This window comes from Streptomyces sp. NRRL B-1140 (assembly GCF_001280065.1).
Lineage (GTDB): Bacteria > Actinomycetota > Actinomycetes > Streptomycetales > Streptomycetaceae > Streptomyces.
Map to the genome: position 1 here is coordinate 71,125 of NZ_LGEA01000096.1, position 16,288 is coordinate 87,412.

The following is a 16,288-nucleotide window of genomic DNA, read 5'->3' on the forward strand; positions in this document are numbered from 1 at the left end:
GCTGTCGCCCCTCGCCGACGACGTTGCGCTCCTCGCCACCGCCGCCGCGCCAACCCTCGCCGGACTCCGTCAGCTCCTCGATGAGGCCCGCACCCATGCCGATGGCACCAGGCGGCCCGCGTCCCAGTGAGCGAACACATCACCGGTCCAGCGGAGGCTTCCTTTCAGCGCGGCCCGTGGGAGTGCGGGCAGGCCGGACCGTGACGCTCGTTCGATGCTCCGAGCGATGCTCGATGAAAGGCGACCGTAGGGCGGGCCGGACGGCTGTCCGCCACGGCCGGTCACGAGTGGGCCGGGAGTCAACTCATCATCAGCCTGCTTCGACCAGGTTGGGCATTGGTTCGGGCGAAAAGCCATCCGGTTGTGGTCGGACGTACCGGTGCGCCGGGATCGATGGCACGGTTGCGTAGTGCCGTCCCGGGCGGAGGTCTGACTCGTGAGATCTATGACCGAAGTGTCCAGTCACGGACCTGTCGACTGCCGTTGCGGGATGCTGCCTGCCACCGAGCCACAGGGCGTGTCCCAATAGGGGCCTTGCCGAGTTCAGGCGCCATCACGGTTCAGACCGCCCCAGCAGGCCGGTGCCATTCACCCTAGCCAGCACGTCAGCATGTGGGAGGCGAACCATCGTGACGACTCGACAGCGCAGCACCTCATCGAGCACGGATCCGCCCGTTCGGCGCGAGATCGTCCTGGGCGTGGACACGCACGGCGAGGTGCATGTCGCCGCCGTGATCTCCCCGCTGGGGAAGGTTCTGGGAACCGAGTCCTTCCCGGCGACGGCGGCCGGCTACCGGCAGATGCTTGTGTGGGCCCGTAAGCGGGGGACGGTGCGTCGAGCGGGGGTAGAGGGTACCGGCACGTTCGGCGCGGGCCTGTCCCGCTATCTGCTGGCCCAGCAGGTTCAGGTCTTCGAAGTGAATCGGCCCGACCGGTCAGCCCGCCGACTGCTCGGGAAGTCGGACCCGCTCGACGCTCAGGCCGCCGCTCGAGCTGTGCTCAGTGGCCGCGCCCGGGCCCGGGCCAAGTCCGGCGACGGACCGGTGCACAGCGCCCGGATCTTCAAGCTCGCCAAGGACTCCGCGGTCAAGGCCCGTACCCAGGCGATCAACCAGCTCAAAGCCGTCCTGGTCATCGCCGACCCCACACTTCGGGAACAGCTGTCCAGCCTGGGCAACCGCGAGCTGTTCCGCACCTGCGCACGCCTCGGCAGTGGGGGAGACGAGGAAGCGGTGACCCAGGCCACCCACATGACGCTGCGCATGCTCGCCGAGCGCATCGAACAGCTCACCGCGCAGGTCAACGAGCTGAACCAACGCCTGACCCAACTCGTCGAACACCACGCCCCACAGCTGCTCGAACCGGTGGGCATCGGCCCGGACAGCGCCGCCACCTTGCTGATCACCATGGGAGACAATCCCGAGCGGCTGAACACCGAGGCGTCCTTTGCTGCCCTTTGCGGAGTCAGTCCCATCGAGTACTCCTCCGGCCGTCGCAGGACGCGTCGGCTCAACTACGGCGGCGACCGCCAGGCGAACGCAGCCCTCCACCGCATCGTGTTCACCCGCCTGCGCCACGACCCGCGCACGCAGGCGTACTTCGAACGCCGCACCCACGAGGGCAAGACCCGACGCGAGATCATCCGATGTCTCAAGCGATATGCCGCCCGAGAGGTCTTCAACCTGGTCAGGACGGTATCCAGCGTCCCCCTGTGATAGGGGCGTCGTGATACGTGAGAGGGTCTGAGGCGTGAGTGAGACACCGTCGAACACCCTGCAATACCGCTTTGACGGGCCAGAAGAGGCTCCCGTCCTGATCTTGGGTCCCTCCCTGGGTACCACATGGCACATGTGGGACCGCCAGATCCCCGAGCTGACCAAGCACTGGCGCGTCTTCCGGTTCGACCTGCCCGGCCACGGCGGAGCTCCCGCGTACCCGGCGGGCTCCGTGGGTGACATCACCACACGGCTGCTGGCCACTCTCGAAGGGCTCGGTGTGCAGCGCTTCGGCTACGCGGGCTGTGCGCTCGGCGGGGCCGTCGGCATCGAACTGGCGCTGCGCCACCCGGAGCGGCTCGCCTCGCTCGCACTGATCGCCGCCTCGCCCCGCTTCGGCACGGCCGACGAGTTCCGGCAGAGGGGCGTGATCGTCCGCACGAACGGCCTCGACCCGATCGCCCGCACCGCCCCGGAGCGCTGGTTCACCGGCGGGTTCGCGGCCGCGCAGCCCGCGATCACCGAGTGGGCCGTGCAGATGGTGCGCACCACCGACCCCGGCTGCTACATCGCCTCCTGCGAGGCGCTCGCCTCGTTCGACGTCCGCCCCGAACTCGGGCGGGTCGGTGTCCCGACCCTGGTCCTGGTCGGATCGGACGACCAGGTCACCGGCCCCGCCGAGGCCCGCACGCTGGTCGCGGGCATCCCGGACGCCCGTCTCGCCGTCGTCCCGGGCGCCTCCCACCTGGTCCCGGTGGAACAGCCCGCGGCCGTCACCGACCTGCTGGTACGGCACTTCTCCACCGCCTGGCAGCCCGCCTTCGAGTTCTCCACCGGCCAGACCGCCCTGCCCCAGGCCGCCCTCAAGCCGGTCCTGTCCACCGCCCCGCCACAGCCCCCGCAGTCGGGGCCCGTCGCCGAGATCGCCCCGGTCGCCGTACCACCGCAGGTCCAGGGGCGGCCCGACCCGTACGACGCGGGGATCAAGGTCCGCCGCGAGGTCCTGGGCGACGCGCACGTCGACCGGGCCCTCGCCGAGGCCGACGAGTTCTCCGGCGACTTCCAGGAGCTCGTCACCCGGTACGCCTGGGGCGAGATCTGGGACCGCCCCGGCCTCGACCGGCGCACCCGCAGCTGCGTCACCCTCACCGCCCTGGTCGCGGGAGGTCATCTGGACGAGCTGGCCTTCCACACCAGAGCCGCCCTGCGTAACGGCCTCACCCCGGGTGAGATCAAGGAAGTGCTGCTCCAGGCGGCCGTCTACTGCGGCGTCCCGGCCGCGAACAGTGCGTTCAAGGTGGCCCAGCAGGTGATCCGTGAGGAGACCACGCCACAGGAGTGAGCCCATGGGGAGCGCGGAAGCGGGACGGGGGCAGGATGGACGCATGAAGCTCACGAAGAAGTCGCACGCCTGCGTCCGGCTGGAGAAGGACGGCCGGACCCTCGTCCTCGATCCCGGTGGGTTCAGCGAGGAGGACGCCGCGCTCGGCGCGGACGCGATCCTCGTCACCCACGAGCACCCCGACCACTTCGACGAGTCCCGGCTGCGCGCCGCCATGGAGCGCGACCCGGCGGCGGAGATCTGGACCCTGAAGGCCGTCGCGGAGAAGATCTCGTCCGCCTTCCCCGGCCGTGTCCACACCGTCGGCCACGGCGACACCTTCACCGCCGCGGGCTTCGACGTCCAGGTGCACGGCGAACTCCACGCGGTGATCCACCCGGACATCCCGCGCATCACCAACGTCGGCTACCTCGTCGACGGCGGCAAGGTCTTCCACCCCGGCGACGCCCTCACCGTCCCCGACCACCCGGTGGAGACGCTGATGCTCCCCGTCATGGCCCCCTGGAGCAAGATCTCCGAGGTCATCGACTACGTGCGCGAGCTGAAGCCGCAGCGCGCCTACGACATCCACGACGCCTACCTCACCGACCTGGCCCGGCCCGTCTACGACCGCCAGATCGGGCAGCTCGGCGGCTCGGACCACCTGCGGCTGACGCCCGGGGAGTCCGCAGAGGTCTGACGGGGCCGGGCGGCGTTGTCGGACCCGCCGGGTAGGTTGTGGGGCATGCGCATCGCGACCTGGAACGTGAACTCGATCACCGCCCGCCTCCCGCGGCTTCTGGCCTGGCTGGAGAGCAGCGGCACGGACGTGCTGTGCCTCCAGGAGGCCAAGGTCGCCGAGGAGCAGTTCCCGGCGGAGCAACTGCGTGAGCTGGGCTACGAGTCCGCGGTCCACGCGACCGGCCGGTGGAACGGCGTGGCGGTGCTCTCCCGGGTCGGCATCGAGGACGTCGTCAAGGGCCTGCCCGGAGACCCCGGTTTCGACGGCTCGGTGGAGCCCCGCGCCATCTCGGCGACCTGCGGCCCGCTCCGCGTCTGGTCGGTCTACGTGCCGAACGGCCGTGAGGTGGACCACCCCCACTACGCCTACAAGCTCCAGTGGTTCGAGGCGCTCAAGGCGGCCGTCGCCGGTGACGCGGCCGGTAGCCGCCCGTTCGCGGTGATGGGCGACTACAACGTGGCGCCGACGGACGACGACGTCTTCGACCCCGCCTTCTTCGAGGGCTCGACCCACGTCACCGCCGCCGAGCGCGCCGCCCTGGCCTCCCTGCGCGAGGCCGGCCTGTCGGACGTGGTCCCTCGTCCCCTGAAGTACGAGCACCCGTTCACGTACTGGGACTACCGCCAGCTCTGCTTCCCGAAGAACCGCGGTATGCGCATCGACCTGGTCTACGGCAACGCGCCCTTCGCCAAGGCGGTCGGCGACGCGTACGTGGACCGCGAGGAGCGCAAGGGCAAGGGCGCCTCCGACCACGCGCCCGTGGTCGTGGACCTGGACGTCTAGGGGCGCAGCAGCCCCAGGTCGACCGAGTCCGCCAGAGCCGCGAGCCCCGTGTCGCCCGGATGCAGATGGTCCCCGCTGTCGTAGGCGAGGAGCATCCGGGAGGGCCGCTGCGGATCACGGACCACCGCGTCGAAGTCGAGCACACCGTCGAAGACCCCGCCCTCGCGGATCCACTCGTTCACCACGCCGCGCTCGGCGTCGACGGCGGCGGTGCACCGCGCCTCGCCTTCGCAGGGCAGGATCGTCGCCGCGAGCATCCTCAGCCCCCGGGCCTGCCCGCGCGCCGCGAGCTCGCGCAGCCCCGTGATCAGCTGCTCGGCGGAGGTTCCCCACCGCAGGTCGTTGACGCCCTCGAAGACGACGGCCGTACGTGCCGACGGCTGGGCTAGGACGTCCCGGTCGAAGCGGTGCAGGGCGCTCACCCCGGCTGTGTCCGTGGAGACCCCGTCGCCGGGGTAGCGGTCGGTGACCACGCGGTTGCCCGAGACGCCCAGGTTCAGCACGCCGTACCGGGGGACGGCGCTCTGCTGCAGGAGCCGGGCGGCCAGGACGTTCGGCCAGCGCCGGTTGGCGTCGGGCGTGGACTTGTCGCCGTCGGTGATCGAGTCGCCGAGCAGCACCACGGAACCGGGCCCGCCGCCCACGTCGACCCCGGCGAGCAGCGGCCAGCGGGTGATCACCGAGGTGTACGCCCCGGCGGCGCCGTCCGCCGTGTGATCGCCCGGCTCGCTGACGTAGGAGCGCTGCTGCGCGAGCCCGTGCACGGGCGCCGCGGCCACCGTGCCGGGCAGATGGAAGCTCACCAGCAGGTTGGCGTCCGCCGGGACCGGGAAACCGAGCGGGTCGCTGTACGCCTGGCCCCCGGCCGGGACCGTCACGCCCGCCGCACCGCCGAAGGCCAGCGCCACGGGAGCGCCCCGTGAGGCCACGCCCGAGGCCTGCGCAGCCACCGTCGCGCTCCCGATCCGTACCGGGTCGGACGCGAAGGCGTTGTCGAACCGCACCCGCACGCGGGGCCCGCCGGCCGAGGTGTGCACCACCAGCCGCAGCGTCCGGTCGGTCCAGGGCCCGACGGCCGCGTAGCCGCCCGCGGCCGTGGTCCAGCTGCCCGTCCAGCCCCGCGTGGCGGTTCGCACCGACATCGCGAAGACATGCAGTCCGGCCGCGCTCGGCAGCCGGACCGAGGCCACCGCACGCCCGGGGGCCAGCGGCACGGTCACGACGTACAGGCGGGCCTGCTGGGCGAGTTGGCCGCCGGGCGTGTTGATGTGCGGCAGGGCCACGGCCTTGGTGGCGAGCGGCCCGGTGCGCCAGTCCGGGGCGATCAGCCGGTAGCCGGAGCGCGAGCCGTCCGCGTACGTGATCGTCCCGGGGCCGCCCGCCTCCGTGCCGCCGGTGCCCGCCACCAGGAAGGCGAGGGCGTCACCCCGCCCCGTGACCCGGACGTCCTGCCCGGCGGCGCGCACGTTGTCCCGCTCGCCCGGATGCCGCTTCGGCCAGGCCAGCCGGGCACCCTGCACTGTGAGAGCGCGGCCGGGCGTCCAGCCCGCGGCGGTGAGGTCCTGGGCGGACAGAGAGGCCCCGGACCCGTCGAAGTCGGCCTCCGAGGGCCGGCTGTCGTCGCTGACGGCCACGTTGTCGAACAGCCGCTCCAGCGGCACCGGCGCGGCCCGTTCCTCCCCGACGGCCCGGGCGGACACCGCCGGGACCAGCGACCCGCACAGGGCCACGACGACCAGGATCCCCCGGACACATCGGCGCACGGCCGACTCCTCCCACTCAGCGACACACGACGCGACAACACCGAACACAGGGACGGGAACCGAAGAGACAACGACGGCCGAGACGCAAGACGCACGGTGAAGTTAGGGAGGCAGGAGTGGCCCGTCAACGCGCGTCGCGTGAACTCGGCCTGAACTCGACCGCGATCGGCGGGCCCGCGCGCCTGTGGTGCGTACGGCGGTACGAATGTCACGCTGGGAGTATGAACATCCCTTTCCTGGGCCACCGGCGCCAGAAGGTCGGGTTCCCCGATCCGGCGGGCATCGCGGAACTCCTCGCCGAGTGCGAACTGCTGCGCTCCCAGGCGTCCCGGGCGGGTGTCCGGCTGGACGACACGGCGGCCTCGCTGGAGGCACTGGACCAGCTCCTGCCGCGCTGGCGGGACGACGAGGAGACCCTGACCTGGCTCGGCAACGACGCCGGTCTCTACCTGGGCAGCGTGATCGTGCGCACCGTTCCGGGCGCCGTCTGGGAGATCCGTACGGACGGTCAGCCCGTCGTCCGGTTGGACTCCGGCCGCGAGTTCGACGTCGTCGACTCGGGCCACGAGTGGGCCGCGTACGGGGTGCCCGAGCTGTCGCAGCTGTACGCGGAAGTCGCCGAGTCATGACCCCCCAGGCCAGAACCTTTGGCCCAAAGTCCGGCGTAAATACGGCTAATGATCGAAAAGTGCGTGTCGCCCGCCACGTTCGATCTTGCCTGGATACGTTGCGGCCACCACCACACAGCTGAGAGTGAGTAGGGCTGAGTATGTCCGCCGAACCGCTGATCGAGCTGCGTGACGTCAACAAGCACTTCGGGGAGCTGCATGTCCTGCAGGACATCAACCTCACGGTCGGCCGGGGGGAGGTGGTCGTGGTCATCGGCCCCTCGGGGTCGGGGAAGTCGACCCTCTGCCGGGCGATCAACCGGCTGGAGACCATCGAGTCCGGGCAGATCGTCCTCGACGGGCAGCCGCTGCCGGAGGAGGGCAAGCCTCTGGCCCGGCTGCGCGCCGACGTCGGCATGGTCTTCCAGTCGTTCAACCTCTTCGCCCACAAGACCGTGCTGCAGAACGTCTCGCTGGGGCAGATCAAGGTCCGCGGCCGCCGCAAGGAGGACGCCGACCAGCGCTCCCGGGAGCTCCTCGACCGGGTCGGCGTGGCCAACCAGGCGGACAAGTACCCGGCGCAGCTCTCCGGCGGTCAGCAGCAGCGCGTGGCCATCGCCCGCGCCCTGGCCATGGAGCCCAAGGCGATGCTCTTCGACGAGCCGACCTCGGCCCTCGACCCCGAGATGATCAACGAGGTGCTGGAGGTCATGAAGCAGCTCGCCCGCGAAGGCATGACCATGATCGTCGTCACGCACGAGATGGGCTTCGCCCGCTCGGCCGCCAACCGCGTGGTCTTCATGTCCGACGGCAGGATCGTCGAGGACCGCACCCCGGACGAGTTCTTCACCAATCCGAGCAGCGACCGCGCCAAGGACTTCCTCTCCAAGATCCTCAAGCACTGAACGGGCGGGCACCGGACGGCTCATCGGATCGGACCTCGACTACGATGTGCCCTTCATCCCTGTCGGAGAGGGGGACTTCGCCGAAGGCCGCCGATCCGCCAGGGGGAGCAGACCGCCCGCCCGGTCCGCGGGGCATTCCCACCGGGTGCGGCCCCCACGGCCCGAAGGCCACGGGGGCAGGCGGTTCACATCGGCCAGGCCCGTCCGGCGGCAGCCGGAGATCACTGCTCGCGCAGCGGAACCGACACGTACGACGGGTCGTCCGCCGGCGAGGAGAAGGTCAGCTGCGCGCCGGACGGGTTGTGCTCGATGTAGAGCGGGTCGACCGTGTCGACGACCAGGGCGAGGCGATGCCCGGCCGGGACGTCGTAGGCCGTGGAGTACAGCTCCAGGTCGACGCCGAACGGCTTTCCGGGGGTGCGCCCGTGGAAGGTGTACGGCGCGTGGGTGACCAGCTTGCCGAGGCCGAGCGGCCCCACGTCGTACAGGTAGGCGACGAGGGTGCCGCTCTCCTTGGTCGGGGTGAGCGTCGTGTGCAACGCCGTGGTCCCGCGCACCTGTTGGGCCGTGGCGGACTTCTCCGTCTGCCAGACGGCGGCCCACCGGCGGGGGAGCAGCGGGATCGAGGCCATCGGCGGCAGCTGGGCCACCTGGTCGAGGATGCTGGACAGGAAGACGACACCGCCGTCCGCCCCGGAGTTCACGTTCGCGCGGATCGTCTTCGAGCCGTCGAGGGCGATCTTCCGGTCGGTCGCGGCCACCGACTTCCAGTCCGGGTAGCCCTCGTAGCCTCCCGCGGAACGGGACTTGAGCTGGACGGGCTGCTCACGGTCGATGCCGTTGTCCTCGCCCCTGAGGTAGTGGTCGAACCAGCGCCCGGTGTCCTTCCACACGTCGTTGGGCAGCCCGAACAGGCCGGTCAGCTCGGCGGTGGCGTGGTCTCCGGGCCGCATCTCCAGCCGCTTCGGGCCGGTGAGCTTCTCGTAGAAGTCGGCGTACTGGTTGGGCGGGAAGACGCTGTCGCCCCAGGCGTTGGCGAGCATGATCGCCGCGCCGTTGTCGTTGATCCGGTCGACGTAGGTCGCAGCGGAACGTTTCTTCCCCCAGGCGATGAGCTCCGGCTCCTTCGCCAGGTTGGAGCCGTAGAAGTCGTCGAACGTCTGCCGGAGCTCCGGGCTCTGGCGGCCCGTCACCACGCTCGCGCCGTCCAGCAGGGCGGCGGCCTGGAGGTGCTGGGTGCGCCCGGCGTAGATCGAGCCGATCAGGTCGGCCCAGCCGCTGAGTGAGGCGACCGCCCTGACCCGCTTGTCGTGCGCGGCGGTGAGCAGGCTGATGCCCGCGCCGTAGGAGACGCCCGCCATGCCGATGTGCCCGGCGTCCGCGGGGGTGTGGGCCAGCGCCCAGTCGATGACCTTCGAGGCGTCGGCGACATCGGGTGGGCCCGCCACTTCTATCTCGCCGCCCGACTGCCAGAATCCGCGCACGTTGTAGGTGACGACGACGTACCCGGAGTCGGCCAGTTTCTGAGCCTGGGCCAGGTACTCGACCTGGGGCAGACCCCAGCTCGTGGGCATGACGAGCAGCGGGTAGCGGTCGGTGCCGCGGGCGTCGGCCGGGGTGACCACGTTGGCCTTGAGGACGGTGCCGCCGTCACCGGCGATGTCGACGAAGCGGACGGGGTGCGGGGCCGCCTGGGCGGTGGGGGCGAGACCCAGGGCGGTGCCGGCGACCAGGGTCGCCGAGACGGCGCCTACGGCGGTGGTGCGCAGGGCCTTGCGGTGATGTCCCACGGGTCACTCCTCACTCGTGTCAGTGCGTGCAAAGTGACCGAACGCTAACCGCGACCTCTTACCAGAGGTAACCCGTCGGTAAGTTACGTGCCAGTAACGATTGTTGAGCGGTGGAGGAGTCTAGGAGGCGCGGTGTGTATTGCGTGCAACAGGGGCCTCGGGGAGGGGTGCCTGGGCCGCCCGGGTCACGTCCCCCACCAATTCGACGACGTCCGGGCCGTACGCCTGTGAGTTGATCACCTTGAGCAGTAGGACGAACGAGCCGGTGCCGTACTTGCGGGTCAGACGCTCGTGGTTGCGGGCGAGGTAGCGGGTGGCCGCCTGATTGGTGATGGCCCGCTGGCCGCAGAACAGGAACACGGGACGCGTCTCGCGGCGGTCACCGGCGGTGAGCCGGGCCAGTATCACGTACTCCGTGACGCCGGGATTCATGCGATAGCGCTCGCTTCCTATCTGGAAGGCGCCACGGTCCGGCCCCGGTTCGGGATCGACGTTGACGCGCACGCCGGGGAGCAGGCCCGACATGTGCGCCACCATGCGCCGGTTCGAGCCCGGGCCGCCCACGCAGAACTCGGTGCGCTCCCCGAAGCCCTGATGGGCGGTGTCCTGCGTGACCACATGGAGGTTCGCCCCACAGTCCTTGATCAGCGCGGAGAGCTCCAGGAGCGCGTACACGTCGAAGCGGTGGACCGCCGGCTCGGAGGCGGCCGGGTCGCGGTTGACGACGAGCAGCGACTCGGAGTTCTCGGGCAGGCCGAAGAAGGCCTGCTTGCGCCTGAGTTTCCGCTTCCACAGAAACGTACGGGCGAGCCAGCCCAGCGTCGCACTGATGCCCGCCGCGACCACGCCCAGAACGATGTTGCGCACGTCGTCATTCATGGGCGCGCATGCTAGCGGGCCCGACGCACCGGTGTTCGACGCCTTCCTGACGCGACCATGGTGATGAATTAAGCTGCGCGGACGGCCTTTGACTGGAGGTGCGGATGCGTCGCCCTGTCGCACGGAATCTGACGGTCCTGGCGGTTTCGGCCGCCGTGGTGGTGTCGGTGGGAGCGGCGGCGCCGCCATCCGCCGCGCCGGGCACCGGCGGTGGGAAAACCCCGCTGGCCGTCGGCTACGGCGGTGCCGTCTCAAGTGTCGACCCGGACGCCTCCGCCGCCGGGATCGAGGTTCTGAGGAAGGGCGGCAACGCCGTCGACGCCGCCGTCGCGACGGCCGCCGCGCTCGGCGTCACCGAGCCCTACTCCGCCGGCATCGGCGGGGGCGGCTACTTCGTGTACTACGACGCCAAGTCCCGCACGGTGCGCACCATCGACGGCCGTGAGACCGCGCCCCTGAGCGCCGACAAGAACCTGTTCGTGGAGAACGGCAAGCCCCTCGCCTTCGCCGAGGCCGTCAGCAGCGGCCTGAGCGTGGGCACCCCCGGAACGCCCGCCACCTGGCAGACCGCACTCGACCAGTGGGGCAGCAAGCGACTGGCGAGTGTCCTCAAGCCGGCCGAGCGGCTGGCGCGCGACGGTTTCACCGTCGACGACACGTTCCGCTCGCAGACGGCGTCCAACGAGACCCGCTTCCGCTACTTCCCGGACACCGCCGAGCTGTTCCTGCCGGGCGGGCAGCTCCCGGTCGTCGGCTCCACGTTCAAGAACCCCGATCTCGCCCGCACCTACGCGGAGCTGGGGAGCAAGGGCGTCGACGCGATCTACCGCGGCCGCCTCGGCCGGGACATCGTCGACACGGTCAACAAGCCGCCGGTGGACCCCGGATCGGGCTGGAACGCCCGGCCCGGCGACCTGACCGCCAAGGACCTGGCCGCCTACCGCACGAAGCTCCAGGCGCCCACCAGGACCTCCTACCGGGGTCTCGGCGTCTACTCCATGGCGCCGTCCTCCTCCGGCGGCACGACGGTCGGTGAGGCGCTCAACATCCTGGAGCGGACCGACCTGTCCAAGGCGAGCAAGGCCCGCTACCTGCACCGCTTCATCGAGGCCAGCCGGATCGCGTTCGCCGACCGGGGGCGGTGGGTCGGCGACCCGGCGTTCGAGGACGTGCCGACGAGGGAACTGCTCTCGCAGCGGTTCGCCGACTCGCGCGAGTGCCTCATCAAGGACGACGCGGTGCTCACGAGTCCCGTGGCGCCGGGGGACCCGCGCAACCCCGCGCGCTGCGGCTCGGGGGACAAGGCGGCCCCGACGACGTACGAGGGGGACAGCACCACGCATCTGACGGTGGCCGACAAGTGGGGCAACGTCGTCGCCTACACCCTCACCATCGAGCAGACCGGCGGCAGCGGGATCACCGTCCCAGGGCGGGGCTTCATCCTCAACAACGAGCTGACGGACTTCTCCTTCGCCCCGGCGAACCCGGCCGTGCACGACCCGAACCTGCCGGGGCCCGGCAAGCGGCCACGGTCGTCCATCTCGCCGACGATCGTGCTGGACCGGCACGACCGGCCCGTGGTGGCGCTGGGGTCGCCGGGTGGCGCGACGATCATCACGACCGTTCTGCAGACGCTCACCGGGTTCGTCGACCGGGGGCTGCCGCTGGTCGACGCGATCGCGGCGCCCCGGGTGAGTCAGCGCAACGCCGCGCAGACCGAGGCGGAACCCGGTCTCGACGGTGATGTCAGGAAGCAGCTGGAGGCGATCGGGCACTCCTTCAAGGCCAACCCGGAGATCGGTGCGGCTACGGGTGTGCAGCGGCTGCCGGGTGGGAAGTGGCTGGCAGCCGCTGAGACCGTGCGGCGGGGTGGGGGATCGGCCATGGTGGTACGGCCTGTGCGTTGAGTGCCGGGTGCGGCGGCGTGGGGGCTGGTCGCGCCCACGCGGCGGAGCCGCAAATCGACACAGCCCCGCGCCCCTAAGAGGGCGTCGCCGAACTCCGCGTCTCGAAGGTCAAGTGGCCGTCCTCGACGTCCACGGTCACCCTGCCGCCGTCGTCGACCCGGCCGTCCAGCAACAGCCGTGACAGCTCGTTGTCCACCTCGCGCTGGATCGTGCGGCGAAGCGGGCGGGCGCCGTACTCCGGCTGGTAGCCGCGCTCGGCCAGCCACTCCACGGCCCGGTCGGTGAAGGTCACCGTGATGCCCTTGTCCCGCACCAGGGACCGGGTGCGGTCCAGCAGGAGGTTGGTGATCCGGCGCAGCTGCTCCGTGGTCAGCTGGCGGAAGACGACGATCTCGTCGATGCGGTTGAGGAACTCGGGGCGGAAGTGCTCGCGCAGCGGGCGCAGGATCTGCTCGCGGCGGGCCTCCTCGTCCGCGTCGGCGCCGCCTGCCGCGAAGCCCGTCGTGGCGCCGCGGCGGTTGATCGCCTCGGAGCCGAGGTTGCTCGTCATCACGATGACGGTGTTGCTGAAGTCCACCGTGCGGCCCTGGGAGTCGGTCAGCCGGCCGTCGTCGAGGACCTGGAGCAGGATGTTGAAGACGTCCGGGTGGGCCTTCTCCACCTCGTCCAGCAGGAGCAGCGAGTACGGGTGGCGGCGCACGACCTCGGTGAGCTGGCCCGCCTCCTCGTGGCCGACGTAGCCGGGCGGGGCGCCGACCAGCCGACTGACGGTGTGGCGCTCCTGGTACTCGCTCATGTCGAGCCGGACCATGCGGTCCTCACTGCCGAACAGGGCCTCGGCGAGCGCCCGGGCCAGTTCGGTCTTGCCCACCCCCGTCGGGCCGAGGAAGAGGAAGCTGCCGATCGGGCGGTCGGGGGCCGCGAGCCCGGCGCGGGAGCGCAGCACCGCGTCCGACACGACCCGCACGGCCTCGTCCTGGCCGACCACCCGCTGGTGCAGATGCTCTTCCAGCCCCAGCAGGCGGTCCTTCTCCTCCTGCGTGAGGCTGGCGACCGGGATGCCCGTCTGCCGGGACACCACCTCGGCGATCGACTCGGCCCCCACCACCAGGTCCTGGCCCTCGTCGACCTCGCCTTCGCCGCCGGCCTCCGTGATCCGCTGCTTCAGCTCCACGATCCGGTCGCGCAACTGGGTGGCCTGCTCGTACTGTTCGTCGGCGACGGCCTGGTCCTTGTCCCGGGTGAGCTGCTCGAGCTCCCGCTCCATGGACCGTACGTCCGTGCCCTTGGTCCGGGCCCGCAGCCGTACCCGGGCGCCGGCCTGGTCGATGAGGTCGATCGCCTTGTCGGGCAGGCGGCGGTCGGTGAGGTAGCGGTCGGACAGCTCCACGGCCGCGACCAGGGCCTCGTCGGTGTAACGGACCTGGTGGTGGGCCTCGTAGCGGTCCTGGAGACCGCGCAGGATCTCGATCGCGTCCGCTGCCGTCGGCTCGGGCACCATGATCGGCTGGAAGCGGCGGGCCAGCGCCGCGTCCTTCTCGATGCGGCGGTACTCCTCCAGCGTGGTGGCGCCCACGATGTGCAGCTCGCCCCGGGCGAGGGCGGGCTTGAGGATGTTGCCGGCGTCCATCGAGCTGCCGTCGCCGCCACCGGAACCGGCGCCCACGACGGTGTGCAGTTCGTCGATGAAGATGATCAGCTGGTCGGAGTGGGCGCGGATCTCGCCCACGATGTTGTTCATCCGCTCCTCGAAGTCACCCCGGTAGCGGGTGCCCGCTACCACGCCCGTGAGGTCCAGGGCGACCACGCGGCGCCCGATCAGCACATCGGGCACGTCCGCCTCGGAGATGCGCTGCGCCAGCCCCTCCACGATGGCCGTCTTGCCGACGCCCGCGTCACCGATCAGCACCGGGTTGTTCTTGCCGCGCCGGGAGAGGACCTCGACGGTCTGCTCGATCTCCTGGTCCCGGCCGATCACCGGGTCGATACGGCCCTGCCGGGCCAGTTCGGTGAGGTCGCGGCCGTACTTGTCGAGGGTCGGCGTGTTCGTCGGGCGCGGGCGCTCGGCCTGCGGGATCTCGGGTGCCTCGGGCGGTTCGGAGGGGGCGAAACGGGCCGCGTTCAGGATGTGCCCGGCGGCCGAGTCGGGGTTGGAGGCCAGGGCGCTGAGCACGTGCTCCGGGCCGATGTAGCCGTAGCCGCGGGCCCGGGCCATGTCGTGCGCGTCCAGCAGGGCCCGCTTGGCGGCGGGGGTGAGGGACAGCGCGGTCGGCGGCGGGGCGTCGTCCGGGGTGTGCTGGGCCGGTCCCGACCGGTCGTCGATCTGCGACGCCAGCGAGTCGGGATTCGCACCGGCCTTGCTGAGGAGGGTGCGGGTGGGCTCCGTGGTGAGCGCCGCCCGCAGCAGATGCTGGGTGTCGAGGTCCCGGCTGCCGTGCTCGGCGGCGTACTGGGCGGCGCCGCGGACGAGCTCCCGGGCCGGCTGGCTGAGCAGCCGCCCGAGATCGATCTGCCGGGGACCGGGACGCGGTCCGCCGAAGAAGCGTGCGAGGAATTCTCCGAAGGGATCCGAGCCGTAGCCCTCCGGGCTGGTGAAGCCGCTGCTCATGGGCCTTCCGTTCCCGGCGTCCCCGGCGCGCGGGCGGGGGACGCCCTCGCTTGTCGACGTGCCGGGGTCGGGTAACCCGGGTGGCAGCCGGTTACACCTGGGGCGCGCTCGTAGAACACCTTCGCACGATCGCCGACGAGGGGCACCTTCGGGGCACACCAGGAGGAAACGGGATGCGGGAGGCGCTCAGCGGGCGGTGAGGATCCGCGGCCCGGATTCCGTGATCGCCACCGTGTGCTCCGCGTGGGCCGCGCGGGAGCCGTCGTTCGTCTTCAGGGTCCAGCCGTCGGGCGCCGCGTGGAAGGCGTCCGTGCCGCCCGCGATCACCATGGGCTCGATCGCCAGCACCATGCCGTGCCGCAGCCGCATGCCGCGCCCCGGGCGGCCCTCGTTCGGCACGCCGGGATCCTCGTGCATCCGGCGGCCGATGCCGTGTCCGCCGAAGCCGTCGGGGATGCCGTAGCCGGCGCCCCGGCACACGGTGCCGATCGCGTGGGCGATGTCGCCGATGCGGTTGCCCACGACGGCCGCCTCGATCCCGGCCGCGAGGGCCCGCTCGGCGGTCTCGATCAGGCGGAGGTCCGCCGCTCGCGGGGTGCCGACGACGAAGGAGAGCGCCGAGTCGCCGACCCAGCCGCCCAGTTCGGCGCCGAAGTCGATGGAGACCAGGTCGCCGTCGCGCAGGCGGTAACGGCCCGGGATGCCGTGCACGATCGCGTCGTTGACCGAGACGCAGAGAACCGCGGGGAAGGGGGTCGGTGCGAAGGACGGGCGGTACCCGAGGAAGGGCGAGGTCGCGCCCGCCTCGCGCAGGACGTCATGCGCCACCTCGTCCAGCTCCAGCAGGGAGACGCCCACACCGGCGGCCTTCCGCACGGCCGTCAGGGCACGGGCGACGACCTGGCCCGCCTCGTACATCGCGTCGATCGAAGGGTCTGTCTTCAGCTCCACCATGCCAATTACTATACCGGTATTAGAATGGGGGCATGGTGCGCACCCCTCTCACCCCCGAAGAGCGCGAACGCGGCGAGCGGCTCGGCCGGCTGCTGCGTGAGGCGCGCGGCCGCCGGAGCATGACGGAGATCGCGGCGGGCGCGGGCATCTCCGCGGAGACCCTGCGGAAGATCGAGACCGGGCGGGCCCCGACCCCGGCCTTCTTCACGGTGGCCGCGCTGGCCGGGGTCCTCGGACTGTCCATGGACGACCTGGCCGGGCAGTGCACGCCGGTGCCCTTCTGAGGCTCTTGCGCCGCACGCGAAAACTCCCT

13 protein-coding genes are annotated in these 16,288 nt (G+C 71.2%); 8 read left to right on the top strand and 5 right to left on the bottom strand.

What is annotated here, in order from left to right:
* The first annotated feature begins 629 nt into the window (after window positions 1–629).
* Genes ADK65_RS17610 through ADK65_RS17625 form a run of 4 tightly spaced genes read left to right on the top strand, consistent with a single transcriptional unit; the run spans window position 630 to window position 4,561 of the window.
* Window positions 630–1,715 (top strand): IS110 family transposase, encoded by a 1,086-nt coding sequence (locus ADK65_RS17610; RefSeq protein ID WP_234352905.1) that lies wholly within the window; start codon window positions 630–632, stop codon window positions 1,713–1,715.
* Window positions 1,716–1,749: 34 nt separating this feature from the next.
* Window positions 1,750–3,057 (top strand): 4-carboxymuconolactone decarboxylase, encoded by a 1,308-nt coding sequence (pcaC, locus tag ADK65_RS17615; protein ID WP_053671119.1) that lies wholly within the window; start codon window positions 1,750–1,752, stop codon window positions 3,055–3,057.
* A gap of 43 nt (window positions 3,058–3,100) precedes the next feature.
* Window positions 3,101–3,736, top strand: coding sequence for an MBL fold metallo-hydrolase (locus ADK65_RS17620; protein ID WP_053671120.1), 636 nt, complete (start codon window positions 3,101–3,103; stop codon window positions 3,734–3,736).
* Between the two features lie 45 nt (window positions 3,737–3,781).
* Window positions 3,782–4,561, top strand: a complete 780-nt coding sequence (locus tag ADK65_RS17625) for an exodeoxyribonuclease III (RefSeq protein ID WP_053671121.1) — start codon at window positions 3,782–3,784, stop codon at window positions 4,559–4,561.
* Here ADK65_RS17625 and ADK65_RS17630 read toward each other — a convergent pair.
* Window positions 4,558–6,324: an SGNH/GDSL hydrolase family protein gene (locus ADK65_RS17630; protein WP_053671122.1), complete on the bottom strand. Its 1,767-nt coding sequence runs from the start codon at window positions 6,322–6,324 to the stop codon at window positions 4,558–4,560. The genes ADK65_RS17625 and ADK65_RS17630 overlap by 4 nt on opposite strands.
* Before the next feature lie 221 nt (window positions 6,325–6,545).
* On the opposite strand from ADK65_RS17630, the gene ADK65_RS17635 reads away from it, so the two are divergent.
* Entirely contained in the window at window positions 6,546–6,953 is a 408-nt protein-coding gene (locus ADK65_RS17635; RefSeq protein WP_053671123.1) for a DUF6278 family protein, read from the top strand.
* A 140-nt stretch (window positions 6,954–7,093) separates the two neighbouring features.
* On the top strand, window positions 7,094–7,837 hold the full coding sequence (locus ADK65_RS17640; RefSeq protein WP_053671124.1) for an amino acid ABC transporter ATP-binding protein: 744 nt from the start codon (window positions 7,094–7,096) through the stop codon (window positions 7,835–7,837).
* A 221-nt stretch (window positions 7,838–8,058) separates the two neighbouring features.
* Here ADK65_RS17640 and ADK65_RS17645 read toward each other — a convergent pair whose 3' ends face one another.
* Together ADK65_RS17645 and ADK65_RS17650 are read right to left on the bottom strand one after the other, a co-directional pair.
* Entirely contained in the window at window positions 8,059–9,627 is a 1,569-nt protein-coding gene (locus ADK65_RS17645; protein ID WP_053671125.1) for a CocE/NonD family hydrolase, read from the bottom strand.
* A gap of 120 nt (window positions 9,628–9,747) precedes the next feature.
* Window positions 9,748–10,506, bottom strand: a complete 759-nt coding sequence (locus tag ADK65_RS17650) for a hypothetical protein (RefSeq protein ID WP_053671126.1) — start codon at window positions 10,504–10,506, stop codon at window positions 9,748–9,750.
* 104 nt (window positions 10,507–10,610) lie between these two features.
* Between ADK65_RS17650 and ggt the strand changes: the two genes are divergently transcribed.
* On the top strand, window positions 10,611–12,413 hold the full coding sequence (gene ggt, locus ADK65_RS17655) for a gamma-glutamyltransferase (RefSeq protein WP_053671127.1): 1,803 nt from the start codon (window positions 10,611–10,613) through the stop codon (window positions 12,411–12,413).
* 73 nt (window positions 12,414–12,486) lie between these two features.
* Here ggt and ADK65_RS17660 read toward each other — a convergent pair whose 3' ends face one another.
* Window positions 12,487–15,021 carry an ATP-dependent Clp protease ATP-binding subunit gene (locus tag ADK65_RS17660; RefSeq protein ID WP_053671128.1) on the bottom strand — a complete coding sequence of 845 codons (2,535 nt, stop codon included), beginning with the start codon at window positions 15,019–15,021 and terminating at the stop codon, window positions 12,487–12,489.
* Between the two features lie 186 nt (window positions 15,022–15,207).
* Complete coding sequence (map, locus tag ADK65_RS17665) at window positions 15,208–15,975, bottom strand: type I methionyl aminopeptidase (protein ID WP_053671129.1); 768 nt, start codon at window positions 15,973–15,975, stop codon at window positions 15,208–15,210.
* Window positions 15,976–16,007: 32 nt separating this feature from the next.
* Here map and ADK65_RS17670 point away from each other — a divergent pair, with 32 nt between their 5' ends.
* The gene (locus ADK65_RS17670) at window positions 16,008–16,259 is read left to right on the top strand and encodes a helix-turn-helix domain-containing protein (RefSeq protein WP_053671130.1); all 252 of its coding nucleotides are present in this window, start codon (window positions 16,008–16,010) and stop codon (window positions 16,257–16,259) included.
* The last annotated feature ends 29 nt before the right edge of the window (window positions 16,260–16,288 follow it).

Coding starts and splice junctions, on each gene's coding strand:
- ADK65_RS17620 (WP_053671120.1), top strand. CDS start 3,101: ATGAAGCTCACGAAGAAGTCGCACGCCTGCGTCCGGCTGGAGAAGGAC.
- ADK65_RS17625 (WP_053671121.1), top strand. CDS start 3,782: ATGCGCATCGCGACCTGGAACGTGAACTCGATCACCGCCCGCCTCCCG.
- ADK65_RS17635 (WP_053671123.1), top strand. CDS start 6,546: ATGAACATCCCTTTCCTGGGCCACCGGCGCCAGAAGGTCGGGTTCCCC.
- ADK65_RS17640 (WP_053671124.1), top strand. CDS start 7,094: ATGTCCGCCGAACCGCTGATCGAGCTGCGTGACGTCAACAAGCACTTC.
- ADK65_RS17650 (WP_053671126.1), bottom strand. CDS start 10,506: ATGAATGACGACGTGCGCAACATCGTTCTGGGCGTGGTCGCGGCGGGC.
- ggt (WP_053671127.1), top strand. CDS start 10,611: ATGCGTCGCCCTGTCGCACGGAATCTGACGGTCCTGGCGGTTTCGGCC.
- ADK65_RS17660 (WP_053671128.1), bottom strand. CDS start 15,021: ATGAGCAGCGGCTTCACCAGCCCGGAGGGCTACGGCTCGGATCCCTTC.
- map (WP_053671129.1), bottom strand. CDS start 15,975: ATGGTGGAGCTGAAGACAGACCCTTCGATCGACGCGATGTACGAGGCG.
- ADK65_RS17670 (WP_053671130.1), top strand. CDS start 16,008: ATGGTGCGCACCCCTCTCACCCCCGAAGAGCGCGAACGCGGCGAGCGG.